General features: G+C 70.2%; 15 protein-coding genes and 2 riboswitches. Of the genes, 7 read left to right on the top strand and 8 right to left on the bottom strand.

Annotated elements, in window-relative coordinates:
* Positions 1-35: 35 nt before the first annotated feature.
* From I2W78_RS11150 to I2W78_RS11170, 5 genes are all read right to left on the bottom strand, one after another.
* Positions 36-1,829: an ABC transporter substrate-binding protein gene (locus tag I2W78_RS11150; protein ID WP_196459114.1), complete on the bottom strand. Its 1,794-nt coding sequence runs from the start codon at positions 1,827-1,829 to the stop codon at positions 36-38.
* Positions 1,830-1,899: 70 nt separating this feature from the next.
* Positions 1,900-2,907: an ABC transporter permease gene (locus I2W78_RS11155; RefSeq protein ID WP_196459116.1), complete on the bottom strand. Its 1,008-nt coding sequence runs from the start codon at positions 2,905-2,907 to the stop codon at positions 1,900-1,902.
* A gap of 285 nt (positions 2,908-3,192) precedes the next feature.
* On the bottom strand, positions 3,193-3,990 hold the full coding sequence (locus I2W78_RS11160; protein WP_196459117.1) for an enhanced serine sensitivity protein SseB C-terminal domain-containing protein: 798 nt from the start codon (positions 3,988-3,990) through the stop codon (positions 3,193-3,195).
* Between the two features lie 152 nt (positions 3,991-4,142).
* The gene (locus I2W78_RS11165; RefSeq protein WP_196459118.1) at positions 4,143-4,922 is read right to left on the bottom strand and encodes an enhanced serine sensitivity protein SseB; all 780 of its coding nucleotides are present in this window, start codon (positions 4,920-4,922) and stop codon (positions 4,143-4,145) included.
* A 76-nt stretch (positions 4,923-4,998) separates the two neighbouring features.
* A complete protein-coding gene (locus I2W78_RS11170) occupies positions 4,999-5,667 on the bottom strand; it encodes an AAA family ATPase (RefSeq protein WP_196459119.1) in 669 nt (222 codons plus the stop codon).
* Between the two features lie 180 nt (positions 5,668-5,847).
* A riboswitch (glycine riboswitch) is annotated at positions 5,848-5,947 on the top strand.
* Positions 5,948-6,063, top strand: a riboswitch (glycine riboswitch).
* Between the two features lie 34 nt (positions 6,064-6,097).
* On the opposite strand from I2W78_RS11170, the gene gcvT reads away from it, so the two are divergent.
* From gcvT to I2W78_RS11205, 7 genes are all read left to right on the top strand, one after another.
* The gene (gcvT, locus tag I2W78_RS11175; protein ID WP_196459120.1) at positions 6,098-7,216 is read left to right on the top strand and encodes a glycine cleavage system aminomethyltransferase GcvT; all 1,119 of its coding nucleotides are present in this window, start codon (positions 6,098-6,100) and stop codon (positions 7,214-7,216) included.
* 108 nt (positions 7,217-7,324) lie between these two features.
* Positions 7,325-7,702, top strand: a complete 378-nt coding sequence (gcvH, locus tag I2W78_RS11180) for a glycine cleavage system protein GcvH (protein WP_196459121.1) — start codon at positions 7,325-7,327, stop codon at positions 7,700-7,702.
* A 14-nt stretch (positions 7,703-7,716) separates the two neighbouring features.
* A complete protein-coding gene (gene glyA, locus I2W78_RS11185) occupies positions 7,717-8,979 on the top strand; it encodes a serine hydroxymethyltransferase (RefSeq protein WP_196459122.1) in 1,263 nt (420 codons plus the stop codon).
* Positions 8,980-9,067: 88 nt separating this feature from the next.
* Positions 9,068-10,435: an L-serine ammonia-lyase gene (locus I2W78_RS11190; RefSeq protein WP_196459124.1), complete on the top strand. Its 1,368-nt coding sequence runs from the start codon at positions 9,068-9,070 to the stop codon at positions 10,433-10,435.
* Between the two features lie 67 nt (positions 10,436-10,502).
* Positions 10,503-11,060, top strand: a complete 558-nt coding sequence (locus tag I2W78_RS11195) for a glycoside hydrolase family 25 protein (protein ID WP_196459126.1) — start codon at positions 10,503-10,505, stop codon at positions 11,058-11,060.
* A 16-nt stretch (positions 11,061-11,076) separates the two neighbouring features.
* The gene (locus tag I2W78_RS11200; protein WP_196459128.1) at positions 11,077-11,580 is read left to right on the top strand and encodes a Pycsar system effector family protein; all 504 of its coding nucleotides are present in this window, start codon (positions 11,077-11,079) and stop codon (positions 11,578-11,580) included.
* Between the two features lie 2 nt (positions 11,581-11,582).
* Positions 11,583-12,260, top strand: coding sequence for a Crp/Fnr family transcriptional regulator (locus I2W78_RS11205; RefSeq protein ID WP_196459130.1), 678 nt, complete (start codon positions 11,583-11,585; stop codon positions 12,258-12,260).
* 14 nt (positions 12,261-12,274) lie between these two features.
* Here the strand turns inward: I2W78_RS11205 and I2W78_RS11210 are convergent, their stop codons facing one another.
* The 3 genes from I2W78_RS11210 to I2W78_RS11220 are packed head-to-tail and all read right to left on the bottom strand — an operon-like array spanning position 12,275 to position 15,697.
* A complete protein-coding gene (locus I2W78_RS11210) occupies positions 12,275-13,936 on the bottom strand; it encodes a hypothetical protein (RefSeq protein ID WP_196459132.1) in 1,662 nt (553 codons plus the stop codon).
* Positions 13,933-14,961: a protein phosphatase 2C domain-containing protein gene (locus I2W78_RS11215; RefSeq protein WP_196459134.1), complete on the bottom strand. Its 1,029-nt coding sequence runs from the start codon at positions 14,959-14,961 to the stop codon at positions 13,933-13,935. Before I2W78_RS11215 ends, I2W78_RS11210 begins: the two co-directional genes overlap by 4 nt.
* A 55-nt stretch (positions 14,962-15,016) precedes the next feature.
* Entirely contained in the window at positions 15,017-15,697 is a 681-nt protein-coding gene (locus tag I2W78_RS11220; protein ID WP_196459136.1) for a vWA domain-containing protein, read from the bottom strand.
* Positions 15,698-15,745: the final 48 nt, after the last annotated feature.

Consider the following 15,745-nt stretch of genomic DNA (forward strand, 5'->3'; position numbering starts at 1 on the left):
CACCTGCCTTTCGTGCCGTTCGGCGGGTGTGCCGGTTACTTCGAGGCTTTCAGGCCGAGGTTGACGAAGTCGTACATGCCGCTGTAGCCGTCGGACGTGTAAACGTTCGCCAGGTCGCTCGAGCGCCAGTTGATGAACTTCTCGAAGACGAAGGGCAGGTAGTAGCCGCCCTCCATGACCTTGTGGTTGATCTCCGTGGCGATCTTGGTCTTCTCGGCGTCGTCCAGCGTGTTGACGTAGTCGTCGAAGAGGCCGTCGATCGCCTTGTCCTTGATCAGGGCGTAGTTGTTGTTGCCGCTCTCAAGGATGTAGCTGCTGTCCCACAGCGGCAGACCGTAGCCCTGAACGGTCGGGAAGTCCGGGCCCCAGCCCATGATGATGATGCCGTAGCCCTTCTTCACCACGTTGGAGGGGCTGCCGATGATGCCGCTGGTCTGCGAGCCGTCGTACTGGTCGATCTCGGCCTGGATGCCGACCTTCTTCAGCGAGGCCTGCAGGGATTCGGCGGTGGCCACCTCGACCGGCTTGTTGTTGCGGACCGCGATGGTGGTCTTGAAGCCGTTGGGCTTGCCGCAGGCCTTCAGCTCTTCCTTGGCCTTGGCGGCGTTGCCCCCCTTGTTGGCGCCGGCGATCTCGAACGGGTCGTACTTCTGGCCCTCGGCACCCGGGACGGACGGCGGCAGCATGTTGGTGCCGATGTCACCGCCGGCGATGGGGCCGCCGCGCGCGGTCTGCAGCGAGACGTGGTCGGCGCCGTAGATCACGGCCTTGCGGCAGTGCTCGTTGTCGAACGGCTTCACGCTCTGCGGGAAGACCGCGTAACGGATGTAGCCGGAGACCGGGTTGTCCAGGTTCTCCTTGTGCTGCTTCAGGGCGGTCGTGCGGCCCTGCGGGGACATGCCGGTCTGGTTGATGTCCAGGTGGTAGTCGCCGTTGATCAGGCGCTGGTCCATGTCATTGGCGTTGGTGAAGAAGTTGATCGTGATCGCGTCCGGGTAGGCCTTGCGGACCGGGTCCGAGGACTGCTTCCAGTTCTCGTTGCGGACCAGCTTCAGCGACTTGCCGGGCTCGTACGACTCGAACTTGTACGGGCCGGACGAGAACGGCCGCAGACCGTACTTGGACTTGGTGTCCTTGTCCTGGCGGACCGGCGAGGCCGAGATCAGGGCCAGCATCTCCTCGAAGTCCGAGTTGGCCTTCGGCAGCTTGAAGACGATGGTCTTGTCGTCCGGCGTCTCGATCGCCTTCAGACCCAGCTTGTCCTTGGAGGTGTCCTTGTACGGGCCCTTGTACTCGCCCTTCGGGTCGAGCACGTCCTTCAGGTACACCGGACCGCCGGCCAGCACGTCCTGCGCCCAGACGCGCTCGATGCCGTACTTGACGTCCTTGGAGGTGATCGGCTTGCCGTCCTCCCAGGTCACGTCGTCGCGCAGGGTGTACGTGTAGGTCTTGCCGTCGTCGGAGACCTCGGCGAGCCCGGTGGCGAGGTCCGGGGTGAGCTCGGCGCCCGCCTTGCCCGGCTCGGCCTTGTTCGTGACGAGCTGACGGCTGTAGTAACGGGCGAAGTTCCACATGAAGCCGTAGTAACCGCGCGTGGTGTCCCACGAGTCGGCGTCCTGGGCACCCGCGAACTTCAGCGTGCCGCCCTTCTTGGCCAGGTCGGCCTGGGCGACCTTGTTGTTGGCGGCGTCGAAACCGGCCGCGCCGGTCTTCGAACCGCCGTCACCGTTGCCGCCGCCGCCGCACGCCGCCGTGGTCAGCAGCGCGGCGACCACTGCGGCAGCGGCCATGGCCTGCTTGCGCCGCCCTGAGGTGCGTTGGGTAGTCACGATCTCGGATCCTCCGGAGTAGATGAGAGACCCCGTGCTGTACGCCACGGGTCGCTTGGGGTACGGCAGTTCAGCGGGAGCCCTTCGGGTCCAGCGCGTCGCGCACGCCGTCGCCGAAGAGATTGAACGCAAGTACGGTGATGAAGATCGCCACGCCCGGGATCACCATGTACATGGGGTCCGAGTCGTAGTAGTCGATCGCGCTCGAGAGCATCTGGCCCCAGGAGGCCGTGGGCGGCTTGACGCCCACACCGAGGAAGCTGAGTGCGGCCTCGGTGAGGATGTTGGTCGGGATCATCATCGTCGTGTAGACGATGATCGGCGCGACCAGGTTGGGCAGCAGTTCCTTGAAGAGGATGTAGATCCGCCCGGCGCCCAGCGACCGGGCCGCCTCGACGTACTCGCGCTCACGCAGCGAGAGCGTCTGGCCGCGCACCACGCGTCCGATGTAGGGCCAGCCGAAGAAGCCGATGACGAGGATCATCACGAACAGCCGCACGCCCGTGCCGGTCAGCCCCAGCATGTTGCTCGGCATGACGGAGACCAGCGCGATGATGAACAGCAGCTGCGGGAAGGCCAGTAGACCGTCCATCACCCGGCTGATGACGGAGTCGACCCAGCCGCCGAAGAAGCCGGCGAGGATGCCCAGCACGGTGCCGAGGACCACGGCGACCAGGGCGGACAGGAAGCCCACGAGCAGCGAGATCTGGGCGCCGTAGACGATACGGGCGAAGATGTCACGGCCGCTGACCGGTTCGACGCCGAGCAGGTGCTCGCCGCTGATGCCACCGAGCGAGCCGATCGGCGTGCCGAACAGCGGGTCGATCAGATCCTCGTGGTGGGCTTCCGGGTCCTGTCCGACCAGACCTGTGATCACGGGCGCGAGCACGGCGACCAGGGTGAGCAGGAGCACCACGACGCCGCCCGCGAGGGCGAGTTTGTCGCGTTTGAGTCGCTCCCAGGCGATACGACCAAGTGACCGTCCCTGTACGGCCTTTGCGTCGCCGCTGACCAGCGCCGCTTCCTCGGCCGCACTCGGGGCCGCTTCCACGGTCGGGTCATGCAATGGTGCCGTCATCTGGCAGGGACCCCTCTCAACCGGCGGTGGCCGGGCCCGCACATGCCGCTGTAGCGGCGTGTTCAATCCGTTTCAATCCGTCGTGCACAGGGGTGAAGACCCCTGGTGCGGGAGTCTTCAACGCTTTGGAGATCTGTCGCCAGACTTGACGGTGAAAGGATGCGTAACCGTGATGCTGTCTGCAGGGTTCCGTTATGCGGACGTAAAGTTACGGCTACCGAACGCAACCATGCGGCCGTGGTCCCGAACGCGGAGGTGAGCCGGAGGGGTTCAGGCCGGAGGGGTTCAGTACGGGCGCGGGTAGCCGTACCCCCCGGCGGCCGGCGCCTGGGCGGGGGCGGCGTGGGCCTCGCGGTCGTAGAAGGGGCGGGCGTTGGCGCGCAGCCACATCGCGATTGGGTCGTACTCGTCGGACATCGCGACGGTCGACACCGGAAGTCCGTCCGGGACCGCGCCGATCGACTGCTGCATCATCGCGCGCACCGAGTCCACGGCGGGCGGCGAGGTGTCGTACACATCGAGACCGATGGCGAGATACGGCGCCCCGAGCGTGGGCTGGACCCAGGCTCGGCGCAGTGAGCGGACGGCCGGGGTGCGGTGGGCGTTCTGCGACAGCAGGGCGTAGAACTGCGGGATCTGGATGCCGGGTTCGGACAGCCGCAGGGGACCGGCGGGCTGGCGATCGAGGCCGGTGGCGATGCGGCGCAGGTCCAGCCAGGGGATGCCGACGCCGCCGCCGGGGGCGTGCGGGTTCAGCCAGAGGCCGTAGTGGTCGGGGTAGAGGGTGCGGGCGACGTCGACTCCGTCGACGACCTCGTAACTGCGGTTCCAGCCGCTGGCGGAGAGCTCCTGGGCGGAGGTGACGCAGGGGGCGTAGGCGTGGCCGTCGACCTCCATGTTCCCGTACTGGGCGTCGGGGCTGCCGGCCTGGCCGTGCCAGAGCAGCATCCAGATCTGGCCGGAGCTGGGGGTCGCGAGGGCGCGCAGGAGTGCCTCGTAGGCGTCGTAGCGCCCCGGCGTCACCTGGCGCAGCATGTGCTCGACCTGGCCGGCCGCGGCGGTGCCCGTGCCGCTCGCGCTCACTTTTTACGCCCTTTCGTGCAACGCCCCTTGTTTGAGCACCTAGCTTAAGCCCGCCCAGCGGCTCGGGGCCCAGTGTCGTCTCGCGGGTGCGGGTTGTGTGTGACTCGTCGCGCAGTTCCCCGCGCCCCTTCGGGCGCTGCCCTCGGCGGCGGCTACAAGCCCCGCTGGTAGAAGGGGCGTACCCGCTCCCGCATCCAGGTGACCACCGGGTCCTGTGCCACGTCCATCAGCACCAGGTTGACCGGCCACTTCACCGGGACCTTGCCCAGGACGCGGCCGAGGGCGTCGAGGGGGGCGGCGCGCAGGTCGCCCTCCCACTGGGAGAGTTCGACGCCCACGAACATCACCGGGTCCGCCGTCTCGATCGCCGCCAGGCAGCGGCGGGCCGTGGTGACCACGCCGATCGCCTCGAACTCCGTGGCCGCCGCCGTGAGGAAGTCGACCGGGTCGTCCTGCCAGTCGGGTTCGAACAGGCGGGCCCGGCCGCCGCTCGCGGTGCCGTCGAGGGGGGTGCGGCCGGCGCGGCCGAGTTCGGCGACCGCCGCCGGCGGGAGCGGGATGCCGACCACGCCGCCGGGGTTCAGCGCGATGCCCGCCTGCGGGGGCAGGCCACGGGCGAACTCGACGGCGGGGGCGATGGTGTACGACATGTGGGGGCCGACGACCCGGCGGAACTGTTCCTCGGAGGTGAAGACCGGGACGTAGGCCTGGCCGTCGATCTCCATGCCGGGCAGGTCGAGGGGGCCGCTGTGCGGGCCGCCGCCGCCCGGCAGCGGCACCCACACGAAGCTGCGGCCGAGCACCTCGACGATGCGGCCGCCGGCCGACGGGACGCCGAGGGAGGCCGACAGCACCTCCTCCAGCTCGTTGCCGGGCCATCCGCCGTGCGGATGGGGGTGCGCCTGCGCCGGAAAGTCCCCCGGGAAATCCATCTGCCTACCGCCTGCTCCGAACCAGTGCTGCCGGCTGAAAAGGCTATCCCGCCGCCGGTCGGGCCGGCTCGCCGCGTCAGCCCGTGAAGCCGATTCTGCGCAGGGCGTCCGCCGCCGCGCGGTCGAGCAGGATCGCGGCGCCGCAGCCACGGGGCAGGTCGCCCCGCTCGACGCGGCGCAGCAGGCGGGAGGCGGCGCGGCGGTGGCGCAGGAACGCGTACCGCGAGACGCCGCGGCCGCGCTCGCGCTGGCCGGCCAGGGCCTGCTCGGGGGTGACGTCGAGCATCAGCAGGTGGAGCGTGCCGCCGCGGCGGCGGGCCTCGTGGGCCAGCCAGGCGCGCACCCAGGCCTGCGTACCGCAGTCGTGGACGACGACGCCCTCGCCGGTGCGCAGGGCGCGGCGCAGTCCGGCGTAGTGCGCGAGGCGGACCAAGGGGCGGTACACCGCGTACGGCAGCCGGCTCGGCGTACGGCGGTCCCAGCGGTCGCGGGTGTCCTGGGAGTCGATGCGCCTGGCGCGGACCGCGCGCCGCATGAGGGTGGACTTGCCGCTGCCGGGCAGGCCGGTGATCACGACGAGGTCGTGCGGGCCGAAGAGCAGGGCGTGCGGGCTGCGGCCCGCACGGTCGCGCAGGTCGCGGACCACGGGGAACGGCAGCGGGGCGCACGCGTCCCGGGCCGGGGCGGTCGGCTGCTTGGGCAGCGCGAGGCCCGTGGTGGTCGCGTAGGCCGTGGTCCTGTTCACCGTGATCGTCCTCCCCTGGGGCGGTTCACGAGTTCCCATCCCCGTCGAGTGTAAAGAGAAGGTAATCCCCACTGTCTCGCATTTTCGTACGCGTGCTGCCACAGACCGGTTACAGATCGCGGCCTGCCGCGATCCGGCGATGCGTGCAATGATGTGCGCGCCAACTGCATACCGGCCGTTTGAATCCGCGCGGGAGAGTTCCCAGGCACGACGTGACTGGGGCGCCGAAGGAGCAAGTCCCTCCCTTGAATCTCTCAGGCCCCGTTACCGCGCGGGCGAGGCACATCTGAAAAGCGGGCCGCTGCCGCAGTGGCTCCACCCAAGGTGCAAGCCGTGACCCCGCGCGTACGGGTGGTCATGGCGAACCTCTCAGGTTCCGATGACAGATGGGGAGGAACGACCTCGCCGTCATGCCTTGGGAGACCGACCGATGAGCAGTACCGCACTCCGTCGTACCGCGCTCGATGCCCTGCATCGCTCGCTGGGCGCGACCATGACCGACTTCGCCGGCTGGGACATGCCCCTGCGCTACGGCTCCGAGCGCGACGAGCACCTCGCGGTGCGCACGAAGGCCGGGCTGTTCGACCTGTCGCACATGGGCGAGATCACCGTCACCGGCCCCCAGGCCGCCGCCCTGCTGGACTACGCGCTGGTCGGCAACATCGGGGGCGTCAAGGTCGGCCGCGCCCGCTACACCATGATCTGCCGGGCCGACGGCGGCATCCTCGACGACCTGATCGTCTACCGGCTCGGCGAGACCGAGTACATGGTCGTGGCGAACGCCTCCAACGCCCAGGTCGTGCTGGACGCGCTGACCGAGCGGGCCGACGGGTTCGACGCCGCCGTCCGCGACGACCGGGACGCCTACGCCCTGCTCGCCGTCCAGGGACCCGAGTCCCCCGGCATCCTCAAGCAGCTCACCGACGCCGACCTCGACGGCCTGAAGTACTACGCCGGCCTGCCCGGCACCGTCGCGGGCGTGCCGGCGCTGATCGCGCGCACCGGCTACACCGGCGAGGACGGCTTCGAGCTGTTCGTGAAGCCGGAGCACGCCGTCGCGCTGTGGGAGGCGCTGACCGAGGCGGGCGCCGGCGTCGGCCTGGTCCCGTGCGGGCTGTCCTGCCGGGACACGCTGCGCCTGGAGGCGGGCATGCCGCTGTACGGGAATGAGCTGTCCACGTCCCTCACCCCCTTCGACGCCGGGCTCGGCCGGGTGGTGAAGTTCGAGAAGGAGGGCGACTTCGTGGGGCGCGAGGCGCTGCGCGAGGCGGCCTCCCGCGCTCAGGAGAACCCCCCGCGCGTCCTGGTCGGCCTGGTCGCCGAGGGCCGTCGGGTGCCGCGCGCCGGGTACGCCGTGGTCGCCGGCGGCGAGGTGATCGGCGAGGTCACCTCCGGCGCCCCCTCCCCCACGCTGGGCAAGCCGATCGCGATGGCGTACGTCGACGCCGCGCACGCGGCGCCGGGCACGCCGGGCGTCGGTGTGGACATCCGGGGCACCCACGAGCCGTACGAGGTCGTGGCGCTGCCGTTCTACAAGCGCCAGAAGTAGACACTGGGCTCGGGTCCGCGTGACCCGGCGCACATTTTGCCTGCTCACACGTAGTTCCAGCAGTCCCCCATTCACCAGCACTCCCGCGCGTACAGGAGAATTCAGGCCATGAGCAACCCCCAGCAGCTGCGCTACAGCAAGGAGCACGAGTGGCTGTCGACCGCCGAGGACGGCGTCGCGACGGTCGGCATCACCGAGTTCGCGGCGAACGCGCTCGGTGACGTCGTCTACGCCCAGCTCCCCGAGGTGGGCTCCCAGGTGACCGCGGGCGAGACCTGCGGCGAGCTGGAGTCGACCAAGTCGGTCAGCGACCTGTACTCCCCGGTCACCGGTGAGGTCACCGAGGTCAACGAGGACGTGGTGAACGACCCGTCCCTGGTGAACTCCGCTCCCTTCGAGGGCGGCTGGCTGTTCAAGGTGCGTATCGCTCAGGAGCCGGCCGACCTGCTCTCCGCCGACGAGTACGCCGCCCACACCGCCGGCTGAGGAGTCGTAGCCACATGTCCGTCCTGAACACCCCCCTGCACGAGCTCGACCCGGCCGTCGCGGCCGCCGTCGACGCCGAGCTGCACCGCCAGCAGTCCACCCTCGAAATGATCGCCTCGGAGAACTTCGCCCCGGTCGCGGTCATGGAGGCGCAGGGCTCGGTCCTGACCAACAAGTACGCCGAGGGCTACCCCGGCCGCCGCTACTACGGCGGCTGCGAGCACGTCGACGTGGTCGAGCAGATCGCGATCGACCGCGTCAAGGAGCTGTTCGGCGCCGAGCACGCCAACGTCCAGCCGCACTCGGGCGCGCAGGCCAACGCGGCCGCGATGTTCGCGCTGCTCAAGCCCGGCGACACGATCATGGGCCTGAACCTCGCGCACGGCGGGCACCTGACCCACGGCATGAAGATCAACTTCTCCGGCAAGCTCTACAACGTGGTCGCCTACCACGTCGGCGAGGACGGCCTGGTCGACATGGCCGAGGTCGAGCGCCTCGCCAAGGAGAACAAGCCGAAGCTGATCGTCGCCGGCTGGTCGGCCTACCCCCGGCAGCTGGACTTCGCCGCCTTCCGCCGGATCGCGGACGAGGTCGGCGCGTACCTGATGGTCGACATGGCCCACTTCGCCGGTCTGGTCGCGGCCGGGCTGCACCCGAACCCGGTGCCGCACGCACACGTCGTCACCACCACGACCCACAAGACGCTGGGCGGCCCGCGCGGCGGTGTGATCCTGTCCACGGCCGAACTCGCCAAGAAGATCAACTCCGCGGTCTTCCCCGGTCAGCAGGGTGGCCCGCTGGAGCATGTGGTCGCCGCGAAGGCGGTGGCCTTCAAGGTCGCGGCCTCGGAGGACTTCAAGGAGCGCCAGCGCCGTACCCTGGAAGGCGCGCGCATCCTCGCCGAGCGGCTGGTGCGGGACGACGTGAAGGCGGTGGGCGTGGACGTGCTCTCCGGCGGCACGGACGTCCACCTGGTCCTGGTCGACCTGCGCAACTCCGACCTGGACGGCCAGCAGGCCGAGGACCGGCTCCACGAGGTCGGCATCACGGTCAACCGCAACGCGATCCCGAACGACCCGCGCCCGCCGATGGTCACGTCCGGGCTGCGGATCGGCACGCCCGCGCTGGCCACCCGCGGCTTCACGGCCGAGGACTTCGCCGAGGTCGCGGACGTGATCGCCGAGGCGCTGAAGCCGTCGTACGACGCGGAGGCGCTGAAGGCACGGGTCAAGGCGCTCGCCGACAGGCACCCGCTGTACCCGGGCCTGAACAAGTAGTCCCGCACAAGTCCTGAACAAGTAGCTCGACCGTGGGCTCCACACCGGCGTGGAGCCCACCGCACCACCCCTGCCCTGAGGAGTCACCGTGGCCATCTCGGTCTTCGACCTGTTCTCGATCGGCATCGGCCCGTCCAGCTCCCACACAGTCGGCCCGATGCGCGCGGCCCGTATGTTCGCCCGCCGGCTGCGCGGCGAGGAGCTGCTGGGCTCCGTGGCCTCGCTGCGCGTCGAGCTGTACGGCTCCCTGGGCGCGACCGGACACGGGCACGGCACGCCCAAGGCGGTGCTGCTCGGCCTGGAGGGCGACTCGCCACGCACGGTGGACGTGGAGACCGCCGACGAGCGGGTGGAGGCGATCAGGACCGCCGGCCGGCTGAAGGTCCTCGGCGAGCACGAGATCGCCTTCGACTTCGACGCGGACCTGAAACTGCACCGCCGTAAAGCCCTCCCCTACCACGCGAACGGCATGACCCTGTGGGCGTACGACGCCTCCGGGGCGGAGCTGCTGACCAAGACGTACTACTCGGTGGGCGGCGGATTCGTCGTCGACGAGGAGGCCGTCGGCGCCGACCGCATCAAGCTGGACGACACGGTCCTGAAGTACCCCTTCCGCACGGGCGACGAGCTGCTGCGCCTGACGAAGGAGACGGGCCTGTCGATCTCCGCCCTGATGCTGGAGAACGAGCGCGCCTGGCGCACCGAGGAGGAGATACGCGCCGGACTGCTGGACATCTGGCGGGTGATGCAGGCGTGCGTGCGCCGCGGCATGACCCGAGAGGGCATCCTGCCGGGCGGGCTGAAGGTGCGCCGCCGCGCCGCGAACACCGCACGCAAGCTGCGCTCCGAGGGCGACCCGCAGGCGCTCGCCATGGAGTGGATCACGCTCTACGCGATGGCGGTGAACGAGGAGAACGCGGCCGGCGGCCGGGTGGTGACCGCCCCGACGAACGGCGCGGCGGGCATCATCCCGGCGGTCCTGCACTACTACATCAACTTCGTCCCCGGCGCGGACGAGGAGGGCGTGGTGAGGTTCCTTCTGGCCGCGGGCGCGATCGGCATGCTCTTCAAGGAGAACGCCTCCATCTCCGGCGCCGAGGTCGGCTGCCAGGGCGAGGTCGGCTCCGCGTGCTCGATGGCGGCGGGCGCGCTGGCTGAGGTCCTGGGCGGCAGCCCGGAGCAGGTGGAGAACGCCGCCGAGATCGGCATGGAACACAACCTCGGCCTCACCTGCGACCCGGTCGGCGGCCTGGTCCAGATCCCCTGCATCGAACGCAACGGCATGGCCGCGGTGAAGGCGGTCACGGCGGCACGGATGGCGATGCGCGGCGACGGCAGCCACAAGGTGTCGCTGGACAAGGTCATCAAGACGATGAAGGACACCGGCGCCGACATGAGCGTGAAGTACAAGGAGACGGCCCGGGGTGGGCTGGCGGTGAACATCATCGAGTGCTGAGGCGTTCGCGACGCAGCGAAGGGGAATCATCAACTCCCGTCCCCCACAGCCACATCCGGGAGTCCCCATGTTGCGTGGCATCGACGTCAGCTCCTACCAGTCCACCACCTACGACACCGACGGCCTCTCCTTCGTCTTCGTCAAGGCGACGGAGGGCCGTTCCTACGTCAACCCGAAACTGGCCGCCCAGACCAAGCGCGGCCGGGACGCCGGACTCGTCGTCGGCTTCTACCACTTCCTCTGGCCGGGCAACCTCACCGCCCAGGCCGAGTACTTCGTCGGCAAGGCCCCCGAACGGGCCGGTGACATCCTCGCCGTCGACTGGGAGACCACGGGCGACGGAACGCACGCCAGCAATGCGGAGAAGGACCGGTTCATCCGTAAGGTGAAGGAGCTGCGGCCGAACAACCGGGTGGTCCTCTACTGCAACCGCAACTACTGGCTGAATGTCGACACGACGTCCTACGCCGGCGACGGCCTGTGGATCGCCGACTACGTCACGGCGGGCAAGCCCCGCATCAAGGCGAAATGGCGCTTCCACCAGTACACGGACGACCCGATCGACAAGAATGTCGCGGACTTCGCGAGCAAGGACGCCCTGCGGACGTGGGCCAGGGGCGACTGACGAGGGGGCGGGGAGCATGGCGGAGGCGGAGACGGATCCCGTGGAGACGGCCTGGCGGATTCATGCGGCGCTTGTCGACTGGACCGGGAAGGTGGACGCCAAGGCCGGGTTCGCCTTGACGTTGGAGTCGGCTGCGCTGGGCGCGATCGTTGCGTTCACCGGGTCCCGGCATCGGTTGGGCGAGTTGGACGGCGTCTTCCCGACCGTGTTGTTCTGGCTAGGTGCGGCGCTGTTGGGGCTCGCGGCGCTCGCGGCCGCTTCCGTCGTCAGTCCGCGGCTGGGTACGGCGCAGGGGCACGACTGGCGGCAGAACTTCGTCTACTTCGGCGATCTGCGGCACTGGGAGCCCGACCGGCTCGCCGAGAAGCTCGCCGACACCTCGCCACTGGCCCCGCTGAGTCGTCAACTGGTCACCATGAGCCGGGTCATATGGGCCAAGCAGCAGCGGGTGCGGCAGTCGTTGATGCTCGCCGTCGCCGGTGTGGTGGTCGTCGTGCTCGCCTGGCTGCTGGGCCGGTAGCCATGGGTCACCGCCCCGCCTCGTTCTGGGAGGCGCTCGATCCCTCCGACCGGGCGCTGCTGGAGCGTTCGGGCACCCGGCTGTCACTGCCGGCGGACCGGCTGCTGCTCGCGCAGGGCGAGGACTCGGACCATCTGGTCGTGCTGCTGAGCGGCTGGACCAAGGTGATCGCCCAGTCGCACGCCGGCTACCGCGCGCTGCTCGCGCTGCGCGGTCCGGGCGAACTCCTGGGCGAGCAGGCCGGCCTGGAGGGGAGGCGCCGCTCGGCGTCGCTCCTGACGGCCACCGCGGTGGGCGTACTGCAGCTGACGGCGGCCCGGTTCCACGGGTACGCCCGGTCCCGGCCCTCCATCGCGGCGGCACTGGAGCAGACGCTGTCGCAGCGGCTGCGCGAGGCCGACGCCCAGCGCACCGGCATCACCGAGCCGGTGCCCGCCCGGCTCGCCGCCCTCCTGCTCGACCTGGTCGAACGCTGCGGTGAGCCCGAGCCCGACGGCACCGGCCGCCGGATCGGGCTCCCGCTCTCCCAGGACGACCTCGCCGGACTGCTGCTCACCTCCCGGCGCACGGTGAGCCGGGTACTGGAGCAGTGGCGCGCCCAGGGCTGGGTGGTGACGGGGCGTCAGTCGTTGCTGGTGCGGTCCGTGGACCAGTTGAAGACGCTGGCGTTCGGAGGGTGACCGGGTTTCGGGGTTCAGCACGAAGAGTGGCTCACCCCTTCCCTGGGCGCCTTGAAGATGCGGTAGCCGTCGGTGGCGGTCAGTTGGTAGGTGATCGTCCAGTCCGTGCAGGTGCTGTTCTTGTTGTCGGCGGGGCCGTAGCCCGGGTCCTGGTGGCTGCGGAAGCTGACCGTGGCGAGGGTGAAGTCGCCGGAGTTCCGTACGGCCGTGAGGACGATGTCGGACTCCTTCGTGGTGGCCATGACGTCCTTCCACTTCTGCCGGCTGGTGGCGGAGTCGAGGTCCACCGTGGCGGTGCCGGGGTCGTAGTGGTTGAGCGCCTTGTCGTAGTCCTTGTTGTTGATGGCGCCGTAGAAGTGGGCGAACATGGCGGCCACTTCGGGAGCTTGCGGTGCGTCGGCCGCCGGGGAGTAGTCCACGGACGCGCCGGGGGCCTGCGCCAGGTACTCCGGGGTCGGTTCCGGGGTCGGTTCCGGTGTGTCCTCGGGTCCCTCCATGCCCCCGGTGTCGGGGGCGGACCTGACGGACGGGCTGTCGGTCGCCGTCCCCGATCCCGACGTCAGCGAGTCCACGAGCTCCGGCCCGTACTGCGCGGCGGCCCACAGGCCCGCGATCACCAGCAGCAGCGTCACGAAGGCCTTGCCCAGTCCGCCGCCGCCCGTCCCGGACGGCGCCGGGAGCCGTTGCGACGGGGTCCAGACCGGGACCGGGTCGGGGTCCGGGGGCGGCGGCTGCTGCTGCGGCGGCGGCTGGTACGGGTTGCCGGGCGGCGCGGCCGGCGGGCGCTGCCGCATCCGGTGCCGGGCCAGGTCCAGCGCGGTCAGCCACTCGGCCATCGTGGGCCGGCGTGCGGGGTCCCGGGTCTGGCCGCGCGAGGCGAGGTTGGCCAGTTCGGTGGAGACGGCGCGCAGCGGTGAGAGGTCCGTGCTGTCCTGGTCGCGGCTGAAGAGCCGCGCGGCGACCAGGGCGAACTTCCAGGAGTCCGAGGCCGTCGTGGCCTTCGCCGACTCCGGCACCTCCCAGCCGTGCGTCTCCACCTGTGGCATCACGTCCCGGCCCCGGCAGCGCATCGAGTCGCAGTCGATCAGCAGGCACTTGGGCGTGCCAAGTGTGAACAGGATGTTCTTCGGCGACAGGTCGCCCACCGTGATCCCGTTGTGGTGCAGCCGGTCCAGGGTGCGGGCCAGGTCGAGCAGCATCGCCAGCCGCTGGGCGTCGTCGACGTGCAGGCCGATCAGGGTGGCGTAGGTGTCGTCGTTGAGCAGGAACTCCAGGGCCTGGAGCTTCACCTCCGACAGGTTCGGGCTGTGCAGTTCGTACGCCGGTGGCACGCGCGGCATCAGGAAGCCGACCACGCGCATCCCGGCGTTCTTCGAGGGCGGCAGCAGCTGCGGCGGCCGGCCGGTGTAGACCATGGCGCACGGCCAGGTCAGCCGGTTGTCCAGCAGGGCGCGGTCGGAGGGGCTCAGCAGGTCGCGCAGCACCACCATGTCGTGCAGGACGTCGGCGTCGTACGCGATGGCCGGCAGGTACTCCTTGTAGGCGAGGTACTCGCCCTGGAACCGGCCGGGCGGGCTGGGCACGGCGTACACCTTGCCCTGCCCGCCGGAGCCCAGGCCGTGCGCGGTGTAGTCGCCGAGCTGGTCCGGCCGGACCCAGGACACCGTCGTCATCATGGCTCTGTCCGTTCACGGTCGCGGGGCCACAGGGCGATCAGGGTCCGGTCGTCGTCGAAGGTCTCCCGGGCGAAGTCGAGCAGATACGCGAAGCCCAGCGGCGGTACGGGGTGGCGCAGCTGGTCGGCGAAGAGCCGGCCCACCATGCCGCGCCCGTCGCCGACCGGGTCGCCGAACCCGTCCGTGCCGACCAGCAGGACGCTGCCCGGCTCCAGCCTGAACTCCAGCGGGCGGAAGTCCCGGGGGACGTACGGCAGCGGCTGCACGGCCGAGGAGAGCAGCCCGTCGGCGCCGGCGGTCTTGCCGCCCAGCATCGGGTAGAGCTCCTCGTGCTTGATCTGCCAGACCCCGGAGTCGCCCACCGACAGCAGGGCGATGTGGACGCCCTCCGGGGTGGGCGTGGCAACCCCGGCGACCAGGGTGGTGGCGAGCAGCTCGGCCGTCTCCGCCACCCCGGCGTCCGGGGTGCGCAGGAGACGGCCGGCCTGTTCGCGCAGCTGCCAGTGGACCGTGGACAGCAGCTTCTGCCAGTCCGTGGCGAAGCCGCCGCCGTCGCGTACCTGCTTGAGCAGCTCGTCGACGGCGCTGCGGCAGGCCAGTTGGGAGCCGATGTGCGGCTGGCGCGCGTCGGACACCCCGTCGGCGACGGCGATCACCACGGCGCCGGTGTTCGGGTCGCAGGCCGCCGCCGCGTCGTCCTCCCGCGGGCGCCCGTCCCAGCGGTGCTGCTGACCGCGGACGGAGGCCAGCCGCAGGTCGAGGGCGTGCGTCGACCAGCCGTCGCAGACCGTGTCGGGGCGGTACGACAGTCCGCCCGTCGGCGGCCGGGGTGGGAAGTCGGCGCCCTCCTCCTCGTCGAGGGGCAGCCGGCGCCACAGGTTGACGCCGATGTTCTCCGGCAACGTCGGCCGGGACCGCGGCTGATGTGGAGGCTGCCATTCGGCGTCCTGCTCCCAGTCGTAGACACCGGCCTGCGCGGGCTGTTCGGGACGCAGGGGTGGTGCCGGGCGGGGTGGCGCGGGCACCGGGCCGGTTTGCCTAGCGGGTTCGTCGGGGGCGCGACGATGGGGGAACCTCACGTCAGATCACATCGATCGCGACGGTGAAACCCTCGGGCTTGTCCACCATCAGCTGCGGGGACGCCGAGCCGAGCGAACGGCCGGAGGCGATCACGCTCTTGGTGAGCGCCGTGCAGAACTTGGCGATGGCCGCGCCCACGTCGACGCCCTTGTTGGCGACGAAGCCGAACTCCGGGCGGGTGGCGACCTGGTTGATCGTCTGCGCGTCGGCGTCGACGATGCCGCAGGCGATGATGTTGGGCGCGCCCAGGGTGGTGTTGCGGTCGGTGAGCCGGCGGTGCGGGTCCTGCCAGTCCTCGCCGCGGTTGGGCAGGCCGTCGCTGAGGAAGAACACCGCGGGCCGGTGCACCTGGTAGCCCTCGGCCTTCAGGCGGTTCACATCGGCCGGTATGCGGCTGATCAGGTCCTCGAAGGCGGCCCGGTAGCTGGTCATGCCGCGGGTGGTCAGGCGCGGGAACTCGGCCGCGCTGCGCAGGTCCACCAGGCGGACGCGTTCGATCACGTCGTCGGAGAAGCCGAGCACCGAGAAGCGCACCTTGGCGGCGGCCATCGGCTCGCCGAGCAGCGCCTGGTGCAGGGAGCGCAGGCCGTCGTTGAGGTCGTCGATGTGCTCGTCCATGGAGCCCGACTCGTCGGCGAGGACGTAGATGGGGAGCAAGTGCCCCCGGTTGCTTTCCATCATCGTCTTCCGTTTCTGTTCCGAATGGGGACTGCGTGGGATGCGGTGGTC

The sequence above is a fragment of the Streptomyces spinoverrucosus genome, from assembly GCF_015712165.1.
GTDB lineage: Bacteria > Actinomycetota > Actinomycetes > Streptomycetales > Streptomycetaceae > Streptomyces > Streptomyces spinoverrucosus_A.

Coding starts and splice junctions, on each gene's coding strand:
- I2W78_RS11155 (WP_196459116.1), bottom strand. CDS start 2,907: ATGACGGCACCATTGCATGACCCGACCGTGGAAGCGGCCCCGAGTGCG.
- I2W78_RS11165 (WP_196459118.1), bottom strand. CDS start 4,922: ATGGATTTCCCGGGGGACTTTCCGGCGCAGGCGCACCCCCATCCGCAC.
- gcvT (WP_196459120.1), top strand. CDS start 6,098: ATGAGCAGTACCGCACTCCGTCGTACCGCGCTCGATGCCCTGCATCGC.
- gcvH (WP_196459121.1), top strand. CDS start 7,325: ATGAGCAACCCCCAGCAGCTGCGCTACAGCAAGGAGCACGAGTGGCTG.
- glyA (WP_196459122.1), top strand. CDS start 7,717: ATGTCCGTCCTGAACACCCCCCTGCACGAGCTCGACCCGGCCGTCGCG.
- I2W78_RS11195 (WP_196459126.1), top strand. CDS start 10,503: ATGTTGCGTGGCATCGACGTCAGCTCCTACCAGTCCACCACCTACGAC.
- I2W78_RS11200 (WP_196459128.1), top strand. CDS start 11,077: ATGGCGGAGGCGGAGACGGATCCCGTGGAGACGGCCTGGCGGATTCAT.
- I2W78_RS11205 (WP_196459130.1), top strand. CDS start 11,583: ATGGGTCACCGCCCCGCCTCGTTCTGGGAGGCGCTCGATCCCTCCGAC.
- I2W78_RS11210 (WP_196459132.1), bottom strand. CDS start 13,936: ATGATGACGACGGTGTCCTGGGTCCGGCCGGACCAGCTCGGCGACTAC.
- I2W78_RS11220 (WP_196459136.1), bottom strand. CDS start 15,697: ATGATGGAAAGCAACCGGGGGCACTTGCTCCCCATCTACGTCCTCGCC.